The organism is Corallococcus aberystwythensis (assembly GCF_003612165.1).
Taxonomy (GTDB): domain Bacteria; phylum Myxococcota; class Myxococcia; order Myxococcales; family Myxococcaceae; genus Corallococcus; species Corallococcus aberystwythensis.
Window position 1 is genome coordinate 1 of sequence record NZ_RAWK01000132.1, and the last position, 20,782, is coordinate 20,782.

At 71.0% G+C, this 20,782-nt stretch carries 21 protein-coding genes; 2 read left to right on the top strand and 19 right to left on the bottom strand.

Annotated elements, in window-relative coordinates; genetic code table 11:
* Positions 1 to 297: 297 nt before the first annotated feature.
* The 3 genes from D7W81_RS21975 to D7W81_RS21985 form a co-directional block, all read right to left on the bottom strand.
* Positions 298 to 2,763 carry a PQQ-dependent sugar dehydrogenase gene (locus tag D7W81_RS21975; protein ID WP_244227351.1) on the bottom strand — a complete coding sequence of 822 codons (2,466 nt, stop codon included), beginning with the start codon at positions 2,761 to 2,763 and terminating at the stop codon, positions 298 to 300.
* A gap of 93 nt (positions 2,764 to 2,856) precedes the next feature.
* Complete coding sequence (locus tag D7W81_RS21980; protein ID WP_120557356.1) at positions 2,857 to 3,360, bottom strand: DUF2243 domain-containing protein; 504 nt, start codon at positions 3,358 to 3,360, stop codon at positions 2,857 to 2,859.
* The gene (locus tag D7W81_RS21985) at positions 3,357 to 3,557 is read right to left on the bottom strand and encodes a hypothetical protein (RefSeq protein ID WP_120557357.1); all 201 of its coding nucleotides are present in this window, start codon (positions 3,555 to 3,557) and stop codon (positions 3,357 to 3,359) included. The genes D7W81_RS21980 and D7W81_RS21985 overlap by 4 nt, the downstream gene beginning before the upstream one ends.
* 104 nt (positions 3,558 to 3,661) lie before the next feature.
* Between D7W81_RS21985 and D7W81_RS21990 the strand changes: the two genes are divergently transcribed.
* Entirely contained in the window at positions 3,662 to 4,240 is a 579-nt protein-coding gene (locus D7W81_RS21990) for a GNAT family N-acetyltransferase (protein ID WP_244227352.1), read from the top strand.
* Between the two features lie 34 nt (positions 4,241 to 4,274).
* Complete coding sequence (locus D7W81_RS21995; RefSeq protein WP_120557359.1) at positions 4,275 to 5,882, top strand: DUF2339 domain-containing protein; 1,608 nt, start codon at positions 4,275 to 4,277, stop codon at positions 5,880 to 5,882.
* A 29-nt stretch (positions 5,883 to 5,911) separates the two neighbouring features.
* Here the strand turns inward: D7W81_RS21995 and D7W81_RS22000 are convergent, their stop codons facing one another.
* The 16 genes from D7W81_RS22000 to D7W81_RS22075 are packed head-to-tail and all read right to left on the bottom strand — an operon-like array spanning position 5,912 to position 20,766.
* Positions 5,912 to 6,343 (bottom strand): excinuclease ATPase subunit, encoded by a 432-nt coding sequence (locus D7W81_RS22000; RefSeq protein ID WP_120557360.1) that lies wholly within the window; start codon positions 6,341 to 6,343, stop codon positions 5,912 to 5,914.
* Positions 6,344 to 6,360: 17 nt separating this feature from the next.
* Positions 6,361 to 7,599, bottom strand: a complete 1,239-nt coding sequence (locus D7W81_RS22005; RefSeq protein WP_120557361.1) for a beta-ketoacyl-ACP synthase — start codon at positions 7,597 to 7,599, stop codon at positions 6,361 to 6,363.
* On the bottom strand, positions 7,596 to 8,327 hold the full coding sequence (gene fabG / locus D7W81_RS22010) for a 3-oxoacyl-ACP reductase FabG (protein ID WP_120557362.1): 732 nt from the start codon (positions 8,325 to 8,327) through the stop codon (positions 7,596 to 7,598). Before fabG ends, D7W81_RS22005 begins: the two co-directional genes overlap by 4 nt.
* Positions 8,320 to 8,787, bottom strand: a complete 468-nt coding sequence (locus D7W81_RS22015) for a hotdog family protein (protein ID WP_120557363.1) — start codon at positions 8,785 to 8,787, stop codon at positions 8,320 to 8,322. Before D7W81_RS22015 ends, fabG begins: the two co-directional genes overlap by 8 nt.
* Positions 8,784 to 9,962 carry a beta-ketoacyl-ACP synthase gene (locus D7W81_RS22020; RefSeq protein ID WP_120557364.1) on the bottom strand — a complete coding sequence of 393 codons (1,179 nt, stop codon included), beginning with the start codon at positions 9,960 to 9,962 and terminating at the stop codon, positions 8,784 to 8,786. Before D7W81_RS22020 ends, D7W81_RS22015 begins: the two co-directional genes overlap by 4 nt.
* Positions 9,963 to 9,968: 6 nt before the next feature.
* Positions 9,969 to 10,538 (bottom strand): DUF3261 domain-containing protein, encoded by a 570-nt coding sequence (locus tag D7W81_RS22025; RefSeq protein WP_120557365.1) that lies wholly within the window; start codon positions 10,536 to 10,538, stop codon positions 9,969 to 9,971.
* Positions 10,526 to 11,755: an NAD(P)/FAD-dependent oxidoreductase gene (locus tag D7W81_RS22030; RefSeq protein ID WP_120557366.1), complete on the bottom strand. Its 1,230-nt coding sequence runs from the start codon at positions 11,753 to 11,755 to the stop codon at positions 10,526 to 10,528. The genes D7W81_RS22025 and D7W81_RS22030 overlap by 13 nt, the downstream gene beginning before the upstream one ends.
* Complete coding sequence (locus D7W81_RS22035; RefSeq protein WP_120557367.1) at positions 11,752 to 14,049, bottom strand: MMPL family transporter; 2,298 nt, start codon at positions 14,047 to 14,049, stop codon at positions 11,752 to 11,754. Before D7W81_RS22035 ends, D7W81_RS22030 begins: the two co-directional genes overlap by 4 nt.
* Positions 14,039 to 14,647 carry a LolA family protein gene (locus tag D7W81_RS22040; protein WP_120557368.1) on the bottom strand — a complete coding sequence of 203 codons (609 nt, stop codon included), beginning with the start codon at positions 14,645 to 14,647 and terminating at the stop codon, positions 14,039 to 14,041. The genes D7W81_RS22035 and D7W81_RS22040 overlap by 11 nt, the downstream gene beginning before the upstream one ends.
* A complete protein-coding gene (locus D7W81_RS22045) occupies positions 14,644 to 15,063 on the bottom strand; it encodes an acyl-CoA thioesterase (protein WP_120557369.1) in 420 nt (139 codons plus the stop codon). Before D7W81_RS22045 ends, D7W81_RS22040 begins: the two co-directional genes overlap by 4 nt.
* Positions 15,053 to 16,612, bottom strand: coding sequence for an HAL/PAL/TAL family ammonia-lyase (locus tag D7W81_RS22050; RefSeq protein ID WP_120557370.1), 1,560 nt, complete (start codon positions 16,610 to 16,612; stop codon positions 15,053 to 15,055). The genes D7W81_RS22045 and D7W81_RS22050 overlap by 11 nt, the downstream gene beginning before the upstream one ends.
* Positions 16,584 to 17,531, bottom strand: coding sequence for a lysophospholipid acyltransferase family protein (locus tag D7W81_RS22055; protein ID WP_120557371.1), 948 nt, complete (start codon positions 17,529 to 17,531; stop codon positions 16,584 to 16,586). The genes D7W81_RS22050 and D7W81_RS22055 overlap by 29 nt, the downstream gene beginning before the upstream one ends.
* Complete coding sequence (locus D7W81_RS22060; RefSeq protein WP_120557372.1) at positions 17,528 to 18,265, bottom strand: glycosyltransferase family 2 protein; 738 nt, start codon at positions 18,263 to 18,265, stop codon at positions 17,528 to 17,530. Before D7W81_RS22060 ends, D7W81_RS22055 begins: the two co-directional genes overlap by 4 nt.
* The gene (locus D7W81_RS22065) at positions 18,262 to 19,965 is read right to left on the bottom strand and encodes an ApeI family dehydratase (protein ID WP_120557373.1); all 1,704 of its coding nucleotides are present in this window, start codon (positions 19,963 to 19,965) and stop codon (positions 18,262 to 18,264) included. The genes D7W81_RS22060 and D7W81_RS22065 overlap by 4 nt, the downstream gene beginning before the upstream one ends.
* Positions 19,958 to 20,509 carry a COG4648 family protein gene (locus D7W81_RS22070; RefSeq protein WP_120557374.1) on the bottom strand — a complete coding sequence of 184 codons (552 nt, stop codon included), beginning with the start codon at positions 20,507 to 20,509 and terminating at the stop codon, positions 19,958 to 19,960. Before D7W81_RS22070 ends, D7W81_RS22065 begins: the two co-directional genes overlap by 8 nt.
* Positions 20,506 to 20,766 (bottom strand): acyl carrier protein, encoded by a 261-nt coding sequence (locus D7W81_RS22075; RefSeq protein ID WP_120557375.1) that lies wholly within the window; start codon positions 20,764 to 20,766, stop codon positions 20,506 to 20,508. Before D7W81_RS22075 ends, D7W81_RS22070 begins: the two co-directional genes overlap by 4 nt.
* Positions 20,767 to 20,782: the final 16 nt, after the last annotated feature.

Consider the following 20,782-nt stretch of genomic DNA (forward strand, 5'->3'; position numbering starts at 1 on the left):
GCCTGGGCCTGCGGCGGGGACTTCTCCGCGGGCGCGGTGGAGGCGCACGCGCTGATGAGCGCGGACGCGCAGACGCCGAGCGTCATGCGCGCGGCGCCAAACGGCGGTCTGGAACGGAACGACATGGAAGCTCCTGGGTGTGCCCGTACGGGGTGGCGCACTCTGGCGCACGCGGGCGCGTGGCCAACAGCGCAAACGGCGGTTTCATCCCAGCCATTGCGTTCCAGGTGTCAGGGCGCACACGCGGCCCGGGGCTGGAACCCCGGGACCATGGCGCGGTGCGGTGTCCTCAGGGCTTCAGCGATACCAGCGGAGCCCGGCCACGGCGGCGCCCCCGTGCTCGTAGTACTCCATGACCACGGTGTGCTCGCCGGCGCTCATCGCGCGGGCCGCGAAGTAGCTCGTGGTGGACTGGTCCTTCCACCCGTCGATGATGCGCGAGCCGTCCACGAACACGCGGAGGCCATCATCCCCCTGGGCGACGAAGTAGTGCAGGCCCGACACGAAGTAGAACCGTCCCGTCCAGCGCACGGAGAAGTCGTCGGGCCCCACCTCCGGCACGGGGCTGCCCGCGCCCCAGGCGTTCGCGAGCGGCGCCCCCTCGCATCGAACCAGGGCGGGGGCACCCTCCAGGTCCCGGTTGTTGAAGTACTCCGCCCGATACTGTCCGAGCGGGCACTCCAGGGGGGCGATGGGCTCGAAGACGGCGGTGTAGCTGGCGTCGCTCGGGCCGGCCTGGATGACGTGCTCCGCGGCCCCGCCGTCCGACCATTCGCGGAACCCGAAGACGCCTTGCGGCGACGGAGCGCCCAGGGTGTGCGTGGAGCCGACGATGACCGGGCGGACCCGGGGCGCCGGTCCGCTCGTGCCGTCGAACACCAGCTCCAGCCCCGGCGGTGACGTCTGGAGCGTCACCTGCACCAGCTGCGGGTCCACGGTGATCATCCAGCTGCTCGTCAGCCCCGCCGAGTTGGTCGCGGTCAGCTTGAGCTCGAAGTGCACCTCGTCACCGTGGTCTGGAACGGTGAAGGACCCGGTCGCCCCCGTGCTCGTGGAGTACGGATGGGTATGGCAGGTTCCCGCGGTGCAGTGGCGCAGGGTGACGGTCCACCTCAGCCGGTTGTCGGGAATGGGGCCCTCAATCGGGTCGATGGCCGAGCCCGAGTAGGTCACCACGTCGCCGACCTTGAAGCGGTACGTCGGCGCGGGCGAGTGGATGGTCACGACGGGCAGCACGTTGCCCACGGAGATGCTCACGGCGGTGGAATGGCTGCCGCCGCGCCCATCGCTGACGGTCAGCCGGGCCACGTAGAAGCCGGCCGTGGTGTACGTGTGCTCCGGGCCTGGCAGCGTGGACACGGGGGTTCCGTCCCCGAAGTCCCAACGGTACTGGAGCGCGTCTCCGTCCGCGTCGCTGGAGCCCGCGCTGGAGAAGCGCACGAGCAGGGGAGGCGCACCCCGGCGCGGCGTCGCCGAGGCCACGGCCACGGGCGGCGTGTTGCCCTCCGTGTAGCGGATGCGGCGCAGCTCGCCCGTGAGGATGTCCACGAAGAAGAGGTTGGAGTCCGGCCCGATGCCGAGCTCCACCAGCCCGCCCACGCCGGTCGCGAACAGCGTCACGCTGTCCGGCACGAGCTCGTCATTCGCATCCACCCGCAGGGAGCGGATCCACTGCTGTCCGTAGTCGCCGAAGAAGTAGGCGCCCCGCCACGTCTCCGGGTACGCCATGCCGGTGTAGAAGCCGCCACCCGTGGCCGTCACCCCTGCGCCGTGGTCCCAGACATACAGCGGAGGCCGCACCGCACCGGGCCCCCGGGCATAGAGCGCCTGACAGACGGGCTTGGGTTCGTAGCCGTGCTGGCGGAAGGTGCCCTCGTAGCAGGGCCAGCCCAGGTTCGCTCCCGGACGCGCGACGTTGATCTCCTCGTAGGTGTCCCAGCCCACGTCGCCCAGGTAGGGCGTGGAGGTGCCGGGGCGCAGGCTGAAGCGATAGGGATTGCGCAGCCCCAGCGCCCACACCTTGGAGCGGTTGGCCGCGGCGTCCCCGTTCCAGAACGGGTTCGAAGCCACGCCCGCGCCCGAGCGGGTGATGTGCAGGACCTTGCCCGCCAGGGAGTCCAGGCTCTGCGCCCGCAGCGCGTCGTCATCCACCGCGTCGAAGCGGGACCCGTCGCCCGTGGTCACGAAGAGGGTGCCGTCCGGCGCGAACCGGACGGTGCCCACGGAGTGCGACGGGCTGTCCGACGGAATGCAATCCGCGCCCGCGGGAAAGTCATTGCAGGAGTTGCCCACCACGGTGCCGAGCAGGACGAGCTCACTCGTGGGAGAGGCGATGTCCCCCACGGCGGTGTAGCGCGCCAGCCGCGACGTCTTGGTCCCGGAGTCATCCGTGTCATCGTCGTCGTAGGTGTAGAGCAGGTAGATGAAGCCATTGGTGGCGAAGGCGGGATCCACCGCCAGCCCCAGCAGCCCGCGATCATGGTGCGAGTTCACCCGCCCACGGATGTCGATGAAGGGCACGGGCTGGAGGATGCCGTCCTTGAAGTGCCGGACCACGCCTGCCTTTTCGGCGATGAGGAGGCTCCCATCGGGAAGGCTCGCGAACGTCGTCGGGTATTGCAGGCCCGAGACGACGGGCTCGGAGGAGAAGCCTCCAGGGAGGGTGACGGGGGCCAGGGGCTGGGCCTCGGCCCATGGCCACCCTCCCAGACACAGTGCCAGCAGGACAGCGAGGCAAGGCGGACAGCGTCGCAGTGACAGCATGAAAGCATCCCTTGAGTGCGGGAGAGTCCGCGAGGCGGGAAGCTGTCACTGCGCAATCCCCAGGCCATCCGTCCCCCAGGGCCCGGGTGGCTGTCAGCCAGTGCGCGCTGTATCCAGGCCGCCCCGGGGGACGGTGTCCTCACGGCCCGCGCGGATGAGCGCGCCGCCTGCCAGCAGCAATGCCAGCCCGAAGAGGAGGAAGCCCACGTCCCAGGCGGTCTGGGACGGGCCGGTGCGCACGTGGTGCACGCCGAGGAGCTGGTGGTCGATGAGCCCTTCAACGACGTTGAAGAGGCCCCACCCACCCAGCAGGCATCCCGCGAAGGTGCGCGTGGACCACGGCACGTCCGTCCTCAGGCCCGCGCGCCAGAGCAGCACCAGGCCGCTGAAGGTCATGAGCCAGGTGAAGGCGTGGAAGAGGCCGTCCCAGAACATGTTCACCTTGGCGTTCACCAGCGTGTCCGGCGGCAGGTGGCTGGAGAGCATGTTGTGCCATTGCAGGAGCTGGTGCAGGAGGATGCCGTCGACGAAGCCGCCCAGGCCCACGCCCAGCATCACGCCCGCGGAGAGCAGGGGCCCCCGGTGCATCCGGCTCATGGCTCACGCCCCAGGAAGTGCAGCGGCGCCACGACGCACAGGACGACGCCGAAGGGGAGCAGGGTGATGGCCAGCCGGCCCCAGAAGTGTTCGTTGAAGATGCCGGCCTCCACCGCCGGCCGGCACGTCTCGCAGGCGAACGCCGCGCTGCTCGCGAGCAGTGCACTGGAGAACGTGAGCGCGTTGAACCATCGCATGCGATGCTCCTGGGTCCTGGCTACCGTATGAGATTGAGCCATCCGAGGGCCGCGTGACTTCGACCGCATGTCGTCCTGCATACACAGTCCAGACCGAACACACCGTGCTGCGCTGCTGGTCACCGGCCGATGCGCCGCTGGCACTTCGCGCCATTGAAGCCAGTCTCGAGCACCTGCGTCCCTGGATGGAATGGGCGAAGCGCTACCCGATGAGCGTGGCGCAACAGGCGGGGCAGCTCCGCCGGATGCGCGGGCTCTTCGACATGGGGCAGGACTTCACCTATGGCGTCTTCAACCGCGCCGGCTCCGAGGTCCTCGGCGGCACGGGCCTGCATCCCCGGGTGGGCGAGGGTGCACTGGAGATCGGCTACTGGATTTCAGCCGCTCACACGGGCCAGGGGCTCGCGACCGAGATCGCCGGGGCGCTCACCCGTGTCGCCTTCGAAGTGGAGGGCGTCCGCCGGGTCGAGATCCATTGTGACCCCCGCAACGTGCCCAGCGCGGCGGTCGCCCGGAGGCTGGGTTTCGTCCATGAAGGCACGCTGCGACAGCGGCTCGTCGCGCCCGACGGCGTGCTCCGGGACACGATGATCTGGACGCTGCTGGCGGACGAGTACCCGGCCAGCCGTTCCGCCGCGACCGTCGTCGAGGCCTTCGACGTGCTGGGACAGAAGCTGCTCTGACATGACAAACAGTGTGTTAACGCTCCCGGCGCCCATGGGAACCGCCGCCTCGGAACGCACCCGCGTCGCCCTGCTCGTCCTCGCTGGCGGCGTGCTGGCCCTGCTGCTGTCGCACCATCCCGCCATCCTGTCCGGGCTGCGCCTGGTGCAGGGCGACGAGGGCGACGTGCGCTTCAACCACTACGTCCTGGAGCACGGCTGGCGCTTCGTGTCCGGCGACCCCGCGCACGCGCGCTTCTGGGACCCGCCGATGTTCCACCCCGAGTCCAACGTCGCCGCGTACTCCGACGTGCTCCTGGGCGTGGCGCCGTTCTACTGGGTGTGGCGCGCGCTGGGATTGGGCGCGGACCTGTCGTGGCAGGCGTGGGCGCTCACCATGGCGGCGCTCAACTACGCCGCGGCGGTGTGGCTGCTGCGGCGAGGCTTTGGCCTGCGCGTGTTTCCGGCCGTCGTGGGCGCGGTGCTCTTCACGGCTGGCGCGCCGCGCATCAACCAGCTCAACCACCCGCAGCTGGAAGGGCAGTTCTTCGCGCTCCTCGCGGTGGGCGCGGTGGTCGCGTTGACGCGGCCCCAGACGGACCGGCGGCGCGGGGTGGCGTGGGCCGCGCTGCTGGTGGGCGCGTTCGTGGCGCAGCTCTACGCGGGCTTCTACTGGGGCTGGTTCCTCTTCTTCTTCCTGCTGCTGGCGTTCATCGCCGGGCTCGCCTTCCGGGACACGCGCGGCCCGCTGCTGACGGCGCTGCGCCGCCACCTTCCGGCGCTCGTGGGCTTTGGCGTCGTGGGGCTGGCGCTGCTCGCGCCGCTCGTCCTGCACTCCCGTCAGGCCATCGGCACGGTGGGGCTGCGCACCTTCGCGGAAGTCTCCCCCATGGTGCCGCGCTTCTGGAGCTGGTTCTTCGTGGGCCAGGACAGCTGGCTGTACGGCTGGACGAACGGCTTCTCCAAGTTCCAGCGCATGCCCGTGGCGTGGGAGCACCGGCTGGGCTTCGGCTTCGTGACGCCAGTGCTGGCGGCCATTGGCCTGTGGCAGGCGCGCTCGCGGCCCGCGGTGCGGCTGTTGCTCGTCGTGGCGGTGGCCACCCTGGTGCTCGCCTCGCGCTACACCGGTGGCTTCACGCCCTGGTGGCTCGTCTTCCACGGCGTGCCCGGCGCGGCGGCCATCCGGGCCTTGGCCCGCATTGGCATGTGGCTGCTGGTGCCCGCGGCCGTGGGGCTGGCGCTGTACCTCCAGCGGCAGTGGGACTCCGGGCGCGCGGCGCTGGCGGTGGGCCTGGGCGCGCTGTGCCTCCTGGAGCAGGGACTCGCCAGCCCCGCGTATGACCGGCACGAGGCCCGCGCGGACGTGGAGGCGGTGGCCGCGCGCATCCCTCCCGGCTGCGCGACCTTCTTCTACGCGCCGACGTCCGGCGAGGCGCAGGAGTGGAAGTACCAGCTGGACGCCGTCTGGGCGTCCGTCGAGCACGGCGTGCCCACGGTGAATGGCTACTCGGGCAACTACCCGCAGGGCTGGAAGCTCCAGGACAACCGCCGCTTCACCGCGGAGGACTCGGCGCGCATCGACCGCGGCCTGGAGTCCTGGATGCGCTCGCGGAACCTGGCGCCCGCGAGCGTCTGCCGCATCGAGGTGCCGGCGCGGCGGTAGCGGCCGCCGCGTCCGGGCAGGACGGCGGGCTACTTCGCGATGGTGACGTAGTCGCCCTTGAGCGCGACGCCCGTGACGAAGCTGCCGGCGTGGCACTCAATCTCGGTGGCGCTCTTGGACTCCACCTTCTTGTAGTAGCTGACGATGTTGACCACCGCGTTGGCGCCGTTCTTCTTCGCGCCCTCCTGCAGGGCGATGAGCGCGGAGAGGGCGGCCCACTTGCAGGCGTAGTCGTCCGACTTGCCCACGCCGTTGGTCTTCTTGTTCGTCGTGTCGCTGCCCAGCGTCTTCAGCGCCTTGGGCGTCTTCGCGCCGTCCAGGTAGAACTTCACCGAGCCGTCCAGCTTCTCCTTGGCCTCGGGCAGGGCCATCACGTCCGCCAGCTTCACCTTCGTCACGGTGTCGCGCGCCAGCGCGGGGCTCGCGGCGGTCAGGGCCAGCAACAGGAGGGCTTTCTTCATCGCGGGGTCTCCAGGCGTCAGGGCCAGCGGCGGAAGATCAACGACGTGTTGATGCCGCCGAAGGCGAAGTTGTTGCTCATCACCAGGTCCGTCTGCAAAGCACGTCCCTCGCCCATGACATAGTCCAGGGGCGCGCATTTCGGATCCACCGCGTCCGCCGTCAGGTGCAGCGTGGGCGCGAACCAGTCCGAGCGCATCATCTGGATGCTCATCCACGCCTCCAGCGCGCCGCAGGCCCCCAGCGTGTGGCCCATGTAGCTCTTGAGGCTGGAGATGGCGACCTTCTCCCCGAAGACGGCCTTCGTCGCCGCGCTCTCCGCCACGTCGCCCGTGTCCGTCGCCGTGCCGTGCGCGTTGACGTACGGGATGGCGGAGGCCGGCACGCCCGCGTCCTCCAGCGCCAGCCGCATCGCCTCCGCCATGGTGTCCGCGTTGGGCTGCGTGACGTGCCGCCCGTCGCTGTTGGTGCCGTACCCCAAGAGCTCCGCGTGGATGGTCGCGCCGCGCGCCTTCGCGTGCTCCAGCTCCTCCAGCACCAGCGTGCACGCGCCCTCGCCCAGCACCAGCCCGTCGCGCTGGGCGTGGAAGGGGCGGGGGGACTGGTGCGGCGCTTCGTTGTGCTTCGTGCTGGTGGCGAAGAGCGTGTCGAACACCGCCGCGCCCGTGGCGTCCAGCTCCTCCGCGCCGCCCGCGAGCATCGCCACCTGGCGGCCCAGCTTGATGGCCTCGTACGCGTAGCCGATGCCCTGGCTGCCGGAGGTGCACGCGCTGGACGTGGTGACGATGCGGCCGGTAATGCCGAAGAAGACGCCGATGTTCACCGCCGCCGTATGGGACATCATCCGCAGGTACGTCGTCGCGGTGATGCCCTCCGTCGTCTTGTGGGTGATCATCTTCCCGAAGTCGCCCATGTTCTCCGGCGTCCCCGCGGAGGAGCCGTAGGCGATGCCCATCTTCCCCCCCTTCACCAGGGGGCTGCCCAGGAGGCCCGCGTCCTGGAGCGCCAGCTCGCTGGCCCGCGTCGCCAGCAGCGCCACGCGGCCCATGGTGCGCGTGGCCTTACGCGAGTACGTGGACGGCGGCAGCTCGAACGGCAGCGCGGGCGCGCCCAGCCGCGTGTTGAGGCCCTCGTAGGCCTTCCAGGGCTCCATCACCTGGACGGCGTTCTGGCGCGCACGCAGCCGCGCCTCGACGGTCGTCCAGTCATGGCCCAGGGGGCTCAGCGCACCGACTCCGGTCACGACCACGCGCTTCATCCGATCATCCCCCCGTTCACCGAAATCACCTGCCGCGTGATGTAGCCGGCGTCTTCCGCCATGAGGAAGCTCACCGCGGCGGCGACCTCCTCGGGCCTGCCCACCCGGCGGGCGGGAATGATCTTCATCGCCTCTTCGAGGACTTCCGGGGGCACCATCTCCGTGTCGATGAGGCCCGGCGCCACGCAGTTGACGGTGATGTCACGCTTGGCCAGCTCCACCGCCAGCGCCTTCGTCGCGCCGATGATGCCCGCCTTGGCGGCGCTGTAGTTCACCTGGCCCCGGTTGCCCATGAGCCCGGACACGGACGCCAGCGTGACGATGCGGCCCGGCTTCTTGCGGCGCACCAGCGGCATCGTGAGCGGGTTGAGCACGTTGTAGAAGGCGTCCAGGTTGGTGTGGATGACGCTGTCCCACTCGTCCGCGGTCATGGCGGGGAAGGCGTTGTCGCGAGCGATGCCCGCGTTGCACACCACGCCGTAGTAGCAGCCGTGGGCCTCCACGTCCGCGAGCAGCGCGGCCTGCGTGGCCGCGCGGTCCGCCACGTCGAACTGGAGCACGCGCGCCTCGCGGCCCGCCTCGCGCACCTGAGCGGCCACGGCGTCCGCTTCGTCGCGCCGGCTGCGACAGTGCACCACGACGTCGTAGCCGTCGCGGGCCAGGCGCAGCGCGATGGCGCGGCCGATGCCCCGGCTGGAGCCCGTCACCAGCACCGTCTTGTCACCCATCTGTGTTGCCCCTTCCCAGGTCCTGCCCCGGCTGCGGCTCGTAGACCGTCAGCGCCGCCGTGGCCACCTTCTCCGAGTCCACCGTGAGGGTGCAGTCGAACTGGCCCAGCCCGTTGTCCGCGGAGAACTGGCGGTGGACCTCCACGCGCAGGCACTCCCCCAGCTTGAAGACGGGGCGGCTGCATTCATACCGGCGGGTGCCCAGCAGGAAGCCCACCCGGGGCGTGCCGCCGCGCTTGCGCGCATGCCACCCGGCCCACGCGGCCACGGCCTGCGCCATGTACTCGATGCCCACCCAGCCGCCCACGACGCCGTCCGCGAAGAAGAGGCTGTCCTCGCGCACGGTGACCTCCGCGACGAGCGAGTCCGCGTCGCCCTCCAGGACGCGGTCGAGCAGCCGCATGCGCCCCTCGTGGGGCACCAGCTCCTCGATGGGCTGATCAATCACGATGCGCATCATGCGCGCTCCAGCACGAGGGCCGCGTTGCTGCCCCCGAAGGCGAACGAGTTGCTCAGCACGGTCTTCACCGGGCGCCCCAGCGCCTCCCCCGGCTTCACCAGCGACAGCGCCGGCAGCGAGGCGTCCACGGCCCCGTCCCAGAAGTGCCCGGGCAGATGCCCCTCCGGGTTGTCCACCAGCGTGAGGTACGCGAAGGCCGCCTCCAGCGCGCCCGCGGCCCCCAGCGTGTGGCCGGTGAGCGGCTTGGTGGAGCTGGCCTTCACGTCCGGCCCCAGGAGCGCGTGCACGGCGCGGCTCTCCATGGCGTCGTTCTGCACCGTCGCGGTGCCGTGCAGGTTCACGTAGTCCACCTGCTCCGGAGACACCCCGGCGCGCTTCAGGGCCTCCTGGATGGCGGCCATGGCGCCCTTGCCGCCGGGCTCCGGCGCGGAGATGTGGTGTGCGTCGGAGGACTCGCCCCAGCCGGACAGGCGCACCGGTCCCGGCTCGCGCGTCATCAGGAACAGCGCCGCGGCTTCGCCGATGTTGATGCCGTGGCGGTGGGCGCTCATAGGGTTGCAGCGCTCCTCGCTCACGGAGTCCAGCGCGCGGAAGCCCGCGACGGTGAAGCGGCACAGTGAATCCACGCCGCCCGTCAGCACCGCGTCCACGGTGCCCGCGCGCAGCATCCGCGCCGCGCTGGCCAGGGCCTTGGCGCTGGAGGAGCACGCGGTGGAGATGACATAGGCGGGGCCGCCCGCGCCCACCACGTGCGCGAGCGCCTGCGCCGGGGACCCCAATTCCTGCTGGTTCAGGTGGAAGCGCGAGGGCAGCTCGCCCGTGGCCAGGTGGCCCGCGATGGCGCCCTCGCTCTCTCCGATGCCAGAGGTGCTGGTGCCCAGGACGACCGCCACGCGCGCGGGGCCGAACCTCGCGAGCGCCGCGTCCACCGCGGGGCGGACCTGCTCCAGCGCCGTGAGCAGGAGCGCGTTGTTGCGGCTGTGATGCGAAGGGGGCAGGGCGTCCTGCGCCGCGAGCTTCGCGGTGACGGCGCCCAGGTGCAGCGGCCGGTCCGCGAAGCCCTCATGCGAAGCGACGCCGGAGACGGTGTCCGCGAAGAGGGCCCGGGCCACCTCCTGCTTCCCGGAGCCCAATGCACAGACAAGGCCCAGCTGGTTGAGGAAGACAGGAGGCATGGGGTGTCACTCGTCCGCGACGTGCGATTCGATGGTGAGCTGGTAGTGCTCGGACAGATTGGTGAGCTGCGTGCGCCCTTCCCAGCGCGGCTGCCCATCGTAGCGCACCGTCACCCATTCCCTGCCGTTCTTCGACAGGGTCCGCCGTCCCGGCCCATCCTCCAGGGTCCAGCCCGCGGGCAGGGCGGCGCGCACGGCGTCGGCGGGCCAGTAGACGAGCTGCACGTCCCGGAGCACCAGCGCGGAGTTGAACTGGGCGGGCAGGCGGGGGTCCCGCTCCTCGTCCAGCCGGGTGCCGTCCCAGCGCAGCGTGAGGATGCGCTGCCCCAGGGCGAGCCCCGCCAGCTGCATCCGGGCGGGGTCCACCTCCATGAGGGCCTCCAGGGAGCGAGGGCCTCCGGGGTCCTGCTCGTGCGCGAACACCAGCTGCTGCGCCAGGCTCACGGATGCCCCGAGGGCGGCGGGGGCCAGGCGCAGCTCCGGCAGGGGCTCGCCAGGAGCGGCGGGCCTCGGCCGGGGCGTGGTAGTGCAGGCCACCAGGCCCGCGACGAGCAGGGCGGGAATCAGGCCGCGCACAGTTCCTCGAGGACGCCCAGGCGCCGCTTGCTGTCCGCGACGTAGGGGTTGTTCTTGTCCCACGCGTAGCCGGCGAGGATGGCGGAGATCATCCGGCGCACGTCCTCGGACGGGTTGGGGTGGAAGATGACGTTCTGGAAGCCGCCCTCGTACCAGGACTCCACGAAGGTGCGGAAGGTGTCCACGCCCGCCTTGAGCGGCACCGCGTAGTCCTTCTCCCAGTCCACCTTCTCCCCGGCGAACTCCCGGGCGATGCACGCCGACGCGAGGCTCGCGGACTTGAAGGCGATGGTGACGCCCGAGGAGAACACCGGGTCCAGGAACTCACCCGCGTTGCCCAGGAGCGCGAAGCCCGGTCCCCACAGCGACTTCACGTTGGCCGCGTAGCCGGTGAGCTTGCGCGTGGGCGTGTCCCAGACCGCGTCCTTCAGCAGGTTGCGCAGGGACGGCGCCTCATTGACGATGGCCTGGAGCCGCTCCGTGTCCGTGCCGGTGTACTGCTCCAGGTATTCCTTCTTCGCGACCACGCCGAGCGAGCACCGGCCGCCGGAGAAGGGGATGGTCCAATACCAGACGTGCACGTGCTCCGGGTGCGTGGTGACGCGGATCTTGTTCCGGTCGAAGGTGCCCGGGGGGATGCGGTCCTCCACGTGCGTGAAGATGGCGCCGCGCACGGGGAAGTTGGACGGCGTCTCCAGGTTCAGCATGCGCGGCAGCACGCGGCCGAAGCCGCTCGCGTCCAGGATGAAGCGCGCCTGCACGCGGTACGTCTCGCCTTCAGGAGGGCGCACCGTCACCTCCGGCTTCTCGCCGGAGAAGTCCACGGTCAGCACCTCGTGGCGGAAGCGCACGGTGGCGCCCTTGCGCTCCGCGGCCTTGGCCAGCACGTGGTCGAAGTGGCCGCGCTGCACCTGGTAGGTGGTGCCCCAGCCAGGGGTGAACTTGTCGCGGAAGTCGAAGTCCGTGTACTTGCCGGCGCGCTCGAAGGCCGCGCCGTTCTTGAACTGGAAGCCCGCCTCCACCACGTCCTGGAGGAAGCCGGCTTCCTCGATGTACTGCATGCTCTGCGGCAGCAGGCTCTCGCCGATGGAGAAGCGCGGGAACTGCTCGCGCTCCAGCACGAGGACTTCACGCCCCTGCTTGCGAAGGAGGCCGGCCGCGACGGAGCCCGCGGGGCCCGCGCCAATGATGAGGATGTCCGCTGATTCAGTTTTCAATGTGTGGCTTTCCCGGGTGGTAGTCGGAAACAGGGGGTGAGAATCCAGATGGTGACCTCGCCCAGCAACATGGCGAGGCCGAACGAGCGCAGCGCGGGCGTGGCGGACAGGCCCAACAGCCCGAAGGAGAGGAGCGTGCTCACGCCGGCCAGCGCCACCGCGAGCCACGCGGAGCCGTCACCGGGGTGCTCCAGGAGGAAGATGCCGTAGTCCACGCCCATGCCCAGGAGCAGCACCAGCCCGAGCACGGTGAAGAGCTGCAGCGGCGCGCCCACCCATCCGAAGATGGCGAGCGTCAGGAGCGTGCCCAGCACGGAGGGAAGCCACGCGCGCCACGCCTGGCGCCCGAAGCGGGCCACCAGCGTGAGCAGCACCGCGAGGTAGCCCGCGACGATGAGCCCGCCCATGATGCGGCGGTAGCGGCTGAGCAGCCCTGAAATCTCCGCCGTCTTGTCCACCCAGCGGATGCCCTCCAGGCCCTGGGCGGCCTCTTCCAGGCGCGGCAGCACCTTGGGGTCGTTGAGGCCGCGCAGCATGAGGACGCTGTATTGCGCCTTGCCCAGCGTCCCCAGCCACTGCTGCCGGATGGCGCCCGCGGCGGGACCGGAGAGGAAGTGCGAGGGCGTGAGCGGTTCCTGTGAGAATGCTGCGCGCGTGGGGGCTTCACCCGTGGAGGCGCTGACGGCGGCGACCGCCTGTCCTTCCGCGCGGGCGCTCAGGGCCGCGTCCTCGCGCTGCTGCGCTTCGGACGGGAGCCAGTCAGACACGGCGCGGTAGCCCGCGAAGACCTTTTCCGCGACCAGCGCGTCCAGCTTCGTCTTCAGCACGGCCTCGCGCGCGAGCACCTGTTCGTCGCTGTCGCCCTGCACGAGGAAGAACTGCGCCGGGCTGGGCAGTCCCAACAGGCGCCCCAGTTCGCGCTGATCCGCGATGAGGTTCGCGGGCGCGCCCTGCAACTGGCGCAGGTCGTCCCGGGGCTCCAGCTTCCAGAGGCCCACGGCCACCAGCACCGCCACCACCGCGCCGGACACCCACCAGGCCGGCGTGGACGCGATGCGCGGCCAGCGGGTGATGGACGCGGAGAAGCGCTCCGCGAAGGAGGTGACGGGCAGGGCGCCCGTGTCCAGCGCGGGGAACCAGCACACCACGGTGAGGAACGCGGCGGTGAGGCCGGCGGCGGAGAATACGGCCATCTGCCGCAGGCCCGGGAAGGGCGCGACGCCCAGCGCCAGGTACGCCACCACGCTGGTGACGAGCGCCAGCGCCATGCCGGGCAACAGCGAGCGCATCACCGGCCCGCGCTCCGAGGGCGCCTTGCCCTGCCGCGCGGCGAAGTAGTGGAAGCCGTAGTCCTCCGCCACGCCCACCAGGCTGGAGCCGAAGACGAGCGTGAGCAGGTGCACGCGGTCGAAGACGAGCGCGGTGACGGTGAGCGCCACCGCGCAGCCCAGCGTGAGCGACACGCCCACGAGAACGATGGGCCGGAGCGAGCGGAAGGTGAGCCACACCAGCAGGAGCACCGCCGCCAGCGACCCGAAGCCGATGGTGGACATCTCCCAGCTCGCCTGCGCGGCGGCGGCCTCCGCGTACAGCGGCACGCCCGCTGCCACGAGCCGCCCTCCGGGAACGGCGGCCTCCACCTTCGCGCGCGCCCGCTCCACGGTGGCGGTGACGCGCGAGCCGTCCCCCAGCGCGAAGGCGGACACCTTGCTCTTCCACATGAGGAGCACCCACTCGCGCCCCTCGCCGGACAGCCACATCCGTCCGTCGCGGGGCCGGGCGGACGTCTCCGCGGCGCGGGCCTGCCACCAGTCCTGCCACAGGCCCAGCGGATCCGCGTTCCAGTCCGTCAGCTGCGCGCCCGCGGGCTGATACAGCTTCATCAGCGCCGTGCCGCCCAGCTCATCCGGCGTCGCGTGCGCCAACCACTGACGCTGCGCGGGCGTGAGCAGCCGGTCTCTGTAAGGACGGTAGAAGTCCACCGCCTGGTCCAGCGCGGAGGTGTCCACCATCGCCGGCTCCAGCAGGCCCGCCGCTTCCTCCAGCACGCGCGTGGCCTCGTCCGCGGCCTTCTGCGCGGACGGCCAGTCGTTGGCGCCCACCAGCAGCACCACCTGCCGGCCCGCGTCGTCCGCGAGCTTGCGCGTGGCGGCGTCCACCTCCGGCGCCTGCTCGTCCTCCGGCAGGAGCGCGAGCACGTCGGTGTCCAGGCTCGCCGAGCGCCAGAACCGGACCTGGTGCACGCCCACGGCGAGCACCACCAGGGCCCAGAGGATGGCCAGCTTATTTGCCAAGGCGTTCCGCTTCCTTGGCGTCGGGAGGAGGCGTCCGTGCCAGCTGGTCGAACGTGATGATGCTGCTGTCGCCGCGCATCTCGTCCAGCTGCACCTGGCGCACGTACCCGTCGCCCTCCAGGTGGATGTGCTTGAAGACGCGCGCGAGCCCCGCGTCCGTGGGCGTCAGCTCCAGCTTCCAGCCGGCGGTGCCCACCAGCTCGCCCTCCACCTTGAAGCGCTTCTGGAGCGCCGCGACGTCGCCCGACAGGAGCGCGAAGAGCAGCTCGTTCACCGCCGCCAGCGCGGGCTCCTTGGTGGAGTCCAGGTGGTAGGCCGCGCCGCCGGAGGCCTGCTGCGCGCTCAGCGACTTGCGCGTGAGCGTCAGCGTGGAGGCGAACGGCGTGCGCGTGTTCCACAGCACGCCCTGGTCGCGCGCGAGGAGGAAGTCCCCCCTGGACACGAGCGGCTTCTTGAAGCCCGCCACGGACTTCTTCTGTTCGAACTGGCCGCGCACGAGCGGCGCGTCCACCAGCCGCGCGCGCACGTCCTTCACCAGGTCCGCCGCGTGGGCGCTCAGGGACAGCAGCGACACCATCAACACGAGGAAGGCTTTCATCCCGGCATCACTCCCAGCTTCTTCCAGAGGACTTCCGGGCAGACGTACTGCATCTCCCCTGTCTTCAAGGACACCGCCACCTGGAGCGTGTGCGCCTGGTTCACCTTGCGCCCGGTGTCCGCGTCGCGCAGCAGGTAGTCGAAGCGAAGGCGGTTCTCCCACTCCGTGATTTCAGCGCGCACGATGATGCGCTGCTTGTAGGAGATGGGGGACACGTACTTGAGCTTCATCTCCACCACGGGCCAGCCGTACCCGGACTCGCGCATCTGCGGCCAGTCGTAGTCGTGCTTGCGCAGGATGACGGCGCGCGCCAGCTCCAGGTACTTCACGTAGTGGCCGTGCCAGACGATCTCCATCATGTCGAGGTCGTGGAACGGCGGCTCCAGCTCCAGCTCACAGCTCAGGTCAGGCTTCATGCAGCCTCCACTCGCGGCGGCGGATGGCGGTGATGAGGCCCTGCAGTTCGCCATCCAGCGCGCGGTCCTCCACCAGCAGGGGGATGCGCGCCTCCAGGTCCGCGTGCATCGCGGCCATGGCGGGGCCGGGCTTCGCGTCCGCGTCCAGCCGCTGGCGCAGGGTGACGCCCTGGCGAGCCGCGATGAGCATCGCCGCGGCCACCTGCTCCGTCAGCTCCAGCACGCGCAGGCAGTCACGCGCGGCGATGGTGCCCATGCTCACCTTGTCCTGGTTGTGGCACTCCGTGGAGCGGGAGAAGACGGACGCGGGCATGGTCTGCTTCAGCGCTTCCGCGGTCCACGCGGAGACGCTGATCTGCGCCGCCTTGAGGCCGTGGTTGATGGCCGCGCGGGCGCCCGTGGACGCGGAGAGGTTCGCGGGCAGCCCGTGGTTGAAGCGCGGGTCCACCAGCAGCGCGAGCTGGCGGTCCAGCAGGTCCGCCACGTTGGCCACCGCGGTCTTCAGCCCGTCCATGGCGAAGGCGATGTGGCCACCGTAGAAGTGGCCGCCGTGCAGCACCCGCTCGCCGTCCGGGTCGATGAGCGGGTTGTCGTTGGCGCTGTTCAGCTCGTTCTCGATGAGCGTGCGGAAGTACGGCAGCGCGTCCTCCAGCACGCCGATGACGTGCGGCGCGCAGCGCAGCGAGTACCGGTCCTGGAGCCGCTGCTCGTTGCGCGGCGGCCGGTCCGTCACCAGGTCCGCGCGCAGCCGGGCCGCCACGCGCTGCTGGCCGGCATGAGGCTTCGCCGCGAAGAGCGTCTCGTCGAAGTGGTGCGCGTTGCCGGCGCTCGCCAGCACGTTGAAGGCGGTGAGCCGCGTGGAGAGCCGCGACAGGTACTCCGCCCGCTCCCACGCCAGGCACGCCAGGGCCGTCATCACGGCGGTGCCGTTCATGATGGCCAGGCCTTCCTTGGGCCGCAGCTTCAGCGGCGCGATGCCCAGCGACTGGAGCACCTGCGCCGCGGGCTTGCGCTCGCCCCGGTGCCACACGTCGCGCTCGCCGCAGAGCACCGCCGCCACGTAGGACAGGGGCGTCAGGTCCCCGGACGCGCCCACGGAGCCCTCCGCGGGAATCAGGGGCAGCACGTCGTGCTGGAGCAGCAGCTCCAGCTGGGTGAGCAGCGGCACGCCCACGCCGGAGAAGCCCTGCGACAGGGACGCCAGCCGCGTGGCCAGCACCGCGCGCGTCTCCTCCGGGGTGAGGAACCGGCCCGCCCCGATGCCGTGGTACGTGTAGAGGTGGTGCGGCAGCTCCGCGACGAGCGCGGGCGGGATGGACACCGTCACGGAGTCGCCGTAGCCGGTGGTGACGCCGTAGATGACGCCGTCCTCGGCCAGCAGCCGGTCCAGGAACGCGGCGCCCTTGGCGATGCGCTGGCGGAAGGCCGGGGCCGGGCTCAGCTCCGCCGGGCGCTCGCGGCGCGACAGGGCGCCCACGTCCTCGAGCGTCAGCCGGGTGCCGTCGAAGCGGACCGGGGTGTCAGAAAGTGGGGGGCTTCGCGGAGACATGCACCTGATCCCAGAAGGGAAAGAAGTTGAACCAGTCGTAGGGCGCGCGCTGGAGGAGCGCGGTCACCCGGCCTGCGTAGTGCTGCGCGCAGTCCGTGAGCGCGGCCTCGCGCTTGCCCCGGGGCAGCACGACGCGCTCGAAGAGGCGCTCGAAGCGGATGGTGTAGCCGTCGCCTTCATGGATGCAGCCCAGCAGGAAGAGCGGACACTTGAGCAGCGCCGCCAGCACGTACGGGCCCACCGGAAATGGCGCCGGGTGGCCGAGGAAGTCGACGCGCACCGTCTGCGCGGAATTCACCGGGATGCGGTCGCCCGCGATGACCACGAACTCGCCGGCCTCCACGCGCTCATTCAACGCGACGGCGGTGGCCGGGCCCATGTCCGTGACCTCCATCAGGCGGAAGTCGTTGTCCGGGTTGAGCCGCTTGAGCAGGCGGTTGAACTGCTCCGCGTGCAGCGTGTGCACCAGGATGTTGAGCTTCACCTCGCCCCGGCGCTCCGCCATGGTGCGGCACAGCTCCAGACAGCCCATGTGCGCGGTGACGATGACGCCGCCCCGGCCCGACCTTGCCGCGGCGTAGAGCTCCTCGCGGCCTTCGGTGCGCACGCTTTCGAAGCGGTAGCGGCCGCTCACCGCGAGCAGCTTGTCCAGCATGGTCTCCGCGAACATCAGCACGTGGCGCACGCTGTCGCGCCAGTGGGGCGCGCGGCCCAGGCCCCCCGTGGCCGCCTGCATCCGCTCCAGGTACTGGCGCGACGCGTGACGCAGCGCCGGACGCCGGAGCCAGTTCACCAGCACCACCGGGTAGAGGCAGACGCGGAAGGGCCAGCGCCCCAGCAGCCGGTGGACCCAGTAGAGGATCCAGATGCCGGCCACGAAGGTGGTCTCCCCCATCTCCGCCCAGTGGCGGGACTTCATTTCGCCACCTTGTTCCAGAGCAGCACCGGCAGCCGCACCAGCATCCCGAAGAAGAGCCGGGCGTGCATGCCGGAGATGCGCACGTTGTCCCAGAGCACGTCGAAGTGGGAGATGCCGTCGGTGGGGTAGCGCACCTGGGTGGGCTGGTTGAGGATGTGCATGCCGCGCCAGAACAGGCGCACCAGCACCTCCACGTCGAAGTCCATCCGCTTGCCAATCTTCACCGAGTCGATGAGCGCCACGGTGGGCTTGAGCGGATACACGCGGAAGCCGCACATGGAGTCGCGGATGGCGAACGACAGCGTGTTGATCCACACCCAGATGTGCGTGGCGTAGCGGCCGTACAGCCGGCCCTTGGGCACGGACTCGTCGTAGACGGGCGTGCCGCACACCAGCGTGTCCGGCCGAGCCTTCGCCAGCGCCAGGAAGCGCGGGATGTCGTTGGCGTTGTGCTGGCCGTCCGCGTCGATTTGCAGCGCGTGGCTGTAGCCCCGCTCCAGCGCCGAGCGCAGGCCCGCCATCATCGCGCCGCCCTTGCCCTCGTTCTGGGGCAGGCGGACCACCGCCACGTGCTCGCTGTCCTCGCGCGCCAGGCCGTCCAGCACCGCCGCGCAGCCGGGCTCGCTGCCGTCGTCCACCAGCACGCAGGGCAGCCCGTGGCTTCGCACGGCCTTCACCACCGCGCCCACGGCCTCGCCGTGGTTGTAGACCGGAATCACCGCGCAGACCTTCATCCTGCCGCTCCCCCCAACACGATGCGGCCACTGGCGTGCGAGCCCTTGGCCGACGTCAACTTGAACCCCAGCCGCCCGGACTCCTTCGCCCAGGTGAGCTCCACCGTCAGCTGCGTGCCGGGTGAGATGACCTGCTGGAACTTCAGCGTCTCCAGCCGCAGGAAGTCCGGCGGCATGGCGAAGTGCTCGCGGCCCAGCAGGAGCGCCCACTCCAGCTGCACGACGCCGGGCAGGATGGGCGAGTCCGGGAAGTGCCCGTCGAAGTATGGCGAGTTCGCGGGGACCTCCACCTCCAGCAGCACGCGTTCGCCGGAGCGCTCCAGCACGCGGAACGGAGGACGCTTCGGGTCGAAGAGCGCGGCGAGCGCCGCCTCGGTGGATTTGCCCTGGGAGTTGACCGGCATGGCCTCCAGATACCGGAACCGGCGCGGCAAGGCACTGGGCTCGAAATGCGGGGCCAGCTTCTCGCGCAGGGCCTGGCTCAGGGACCGCCTGCCCCCCGACTCCTGGAGCCGCCAGCCGTCCGCGTCCGGCACGCCCACCACCGCGAGAATCACCCGGTGGCCCTCCGTGAGGGGCAGCACCCGGGCCTCGCGCAGGAGGCCCCCGGCCACCAGCGTCCGCTCCATGGCGGAGAGCGACACGCGCTTCTCCTCCAGCTTGAGCAGCCGGTCCCGCCGCCCCAACAGCTCGAAGCCGCCGGGCACGGGCCGCGCCCGGTCCTCGGTGGTGAACCAGTCGCCCGGGGGCAGGTGGGGCGAGCGGACACGCAGGGCGTCCTCGTCGGCGCGCACCTCCACGCCCGGCATCGTCCGCCACGATGCGTGCTCGTCCGTGTCGCGACGGCGCCACGCGACGCCGCCCGTCTCCGAGCTGCCGTAGACCTCCACCGGCGCGCGGCCCAGGAGGTCGCGGCAGGCCCCGAGCGCTTCGAGGGTGAGCGGCCCGCCGGAGGAGAACAGCCCGCGCAGGTTCCCGCGCACGGCCGCCCAATCCAGCGTCGAGGGCAGCCGCTTCAAGTGCGCGGGGCTCGCCACCAGCAGGCCGGGGCCAGCCTGGAGCGCGGAGAGGATGTCCTCCGGATAGGGCAGGGCGTGCGCGTCGAACGGGCGGCCCGACGTCAGCGGCCACAGCACCCGGAACAGGAGGCCGTAGATGTGCTGGTGCGACACGGTGGCGAGCACCGGTACGTCGCCCACCTCCGCGTCGAAGAGCTGGCCCAGCGTGGCCACCTCGCGGGACAGCTGCGACAGGCGCTTGGGGATGGCGGTGGGCTCCCCGCTGGAGCCCGACGTGTAGACGACCAGCGCGGCCAGCTCCGGCGAGAGGGGCTGGAGCGCGGAAGAGGCTCCGTCCTCGTTCATCGCGGGCGCGAGTGGCGGAAGGCCTGGGGGGGCCCGGCCCGCGAAGCCGTCCACGTGGGCCTTCAGCGCGTCCAGCGTGGCGGGGCGCGCGTCCGCGGGCAGGTAGACGCATGCGCCCGCGTGCCAGGCGCCCAGGAGCGCGGTGGCGAAGTCGAAGGTGTCCTCGGTGAAGAGGGCGTAGCGCTGACCGCCGTGCGCCGCGAAGGCCGCGCGCCAGCCGCAGACCCGGGCGCGGAACGCACCGAAGTCCCGCACGCCGTCCTCGCTCCGGGCCACGGGGTGCCCGGCGGGACGGCCGTGGACGAGGAGGTCTTCGAGCGCGAGCGGCTCAGCCATGGGCGTGCCGTGCGCGCACCCGCTGCCGCACCACCCATTCGCCCGCGAACAGCAGGCCCATGAGGCCGTAGGCGATGAGGCCGTTGTAGAGCGCCCACGTCGCGTCGCTCGCGAAGAGCGCCGTGGTGAACGCGAGCGTGCCGTTGAGGACGAAGAAGCCGCACCACACCTGCGTCACCCGGCGCGTGTAGGCCACGCCCGACGGCGGCAGGTCCTTCTCCCGCAGCCGCGCCAGGCGCTCAATCACGCTGGGCGGATACGCGAGGCTGGTGGCGAAGACGGTGAGCAGCACCGCGTTCACCAGCACCGGGTAGAGCTTCAGCGGCAGGGCGTTGTTGCCCAGCATGCTGGAGCCCGCGAGCACCAGGGCGCCCACCGCGGCCGCGAGCCACATCTTCTCCCGCGTGGCCACCGCGCGCACCACCGCCATGGCCGCCAGGGGCAGCGCCATCCAGCGGGGCTCGAAGTGGCCCAGGCCCAGATAGACGAGCGGCGGGTAGGCGAGGCTCACGAGCCCCAACAGCACCGGACGCAGACGCTTCACGCCGCGGCGGAGTCGCTGCCGAGCAGGCCGTACAGCGCGTCCACCACGTCCTGCAGCGTGCGCACGGAGCGGAACACTTCCGGCGGAACGCGCTGGCCGGCCACCGGCTTCAGGCGCACCAGCAGGTCAATGGCGTCAATGCTGTCGATGTCCAGGTCGTCGTGCAGCCGCGCCTCCGGGATGATGCGCGACGGCTCGATGTCGAAGGTTTCCTGGAGGATGGTGCTCAGGCGCTCGAACAGCTCCTGCTTGGTCATGGGGTGTTTCCTCGCT

Coding starts and splice junctions, on each gene's coding strand:
- D7W81_RS21975 (WP_244227351.1), bottom strand. CDS start 2,763: ATGCTGTCACTGCGACGCTGTCCGCCTTGCCTCGCTGTCCTGCTGGCA.
- D7W81_RS21980 (WP_120557356.1), bottom strand. CDS start 3,360: ATGAGCCGGATGCACCGGGGGCCCCTGCTCTCCGCGGGCGTGATGCTG.
- D7W81_RS21985 (WP_120557357.1), bottom strand. CDS start 3,557: ATGCGATGGTTCAACGCGCTCACGTTCTCCAGTGCACTGCTCGCGAGC.
- D7W81_RS21995 (WP_120557359.1), top strand. CDS start 4,275: ATGGGAACCGCCGCCTCGGAACGCACCCGCGTCGCCCTGCTCGTCCTC.
- D7W81_RS22000 (WP_120557360.1), bottom strand. CDS start 6,343: ATGAAGAAAGCCCTCCTGTTGCTGGCCCTGACCGCCGCGAGCCCCGCG.
- D7W81_RS22005 (WP_120557361.1), bottom strand. CDS start 7,599: ATGAAGCGCGTGGTCGTGACCGGAGTCGGTGCGCTGAGCCCCCTGGGC.
- fabG (WP_120557362.1), bottom strand. CDS start 8,327: ATGGGTGACAAGACGGTGCTGGTGACGGGCTCCAGCCGGGGCATCGGC.
- D7W81_RS22015 (WP_120557363.1), bottom strand. CDS start 8,787: ATGATGCGCATCGTGATTGATCAGCCCATCGAGGAGCTGGTGCCCCAC.
- D7W81_RS22020 (WP_120557364.1), bottom strand. CDS start 9,962: ATGCCTCCTGTCTTCCTCAACCAGCTGGGCCTTGTCTGTGCATTGGGC.
- D7W81_RS22040 (WP_120557368.1), bottom strand. CDS start 14,647: ATGAAAGCCTTCCTCGTGTTGATGGTGTCGCTGCTGTCCCTGAGCGCC.
- D7W81_RS22045 (WP_120557369.1), bottom strand. CDS start 15,063: ATGAAGCCTGACCTGAGCTGTGAGCTGGAGCTGGAGCCGCCGTTCCAC.
- D7W81_RS22050 (WP_120557370.1), bottom strand. CDS start 16,612: ATGTCTCCGCGAAGCCCCCCACTTTCTGACACCCCGGTCCGCTTCGAC.
- D7W81_RS22055 (WP_120557371.1), bottom strand. CDS start 17,531: ATGAAGTCCCGCCACTGGGCGGAGATGGGGGAGACCACCTTCGTGGCC.
- D7W81_RS22060 (WP_120557372.1), bottom strand. CDS start 18,265: ATGAAGGTCTGCGCGGTGATTCCGGTCTACAACCACGGCGAGGCCGTG.
- D7W81_RS22065 (WP_120557373.1), bottom strand. CDS start 19,965: ATGGCTGAGCCGCTCGCGCTCGAAGACCTCCTCGTCCACGGCCGTCCC.
- D7W81_RS22075 (WP_120557375.1), bottom strand. CDS start 20,766: ATGACCAAGCAGGAGCTGTTCGAGCGCCTGAGCACCATCCTCCAGGAA.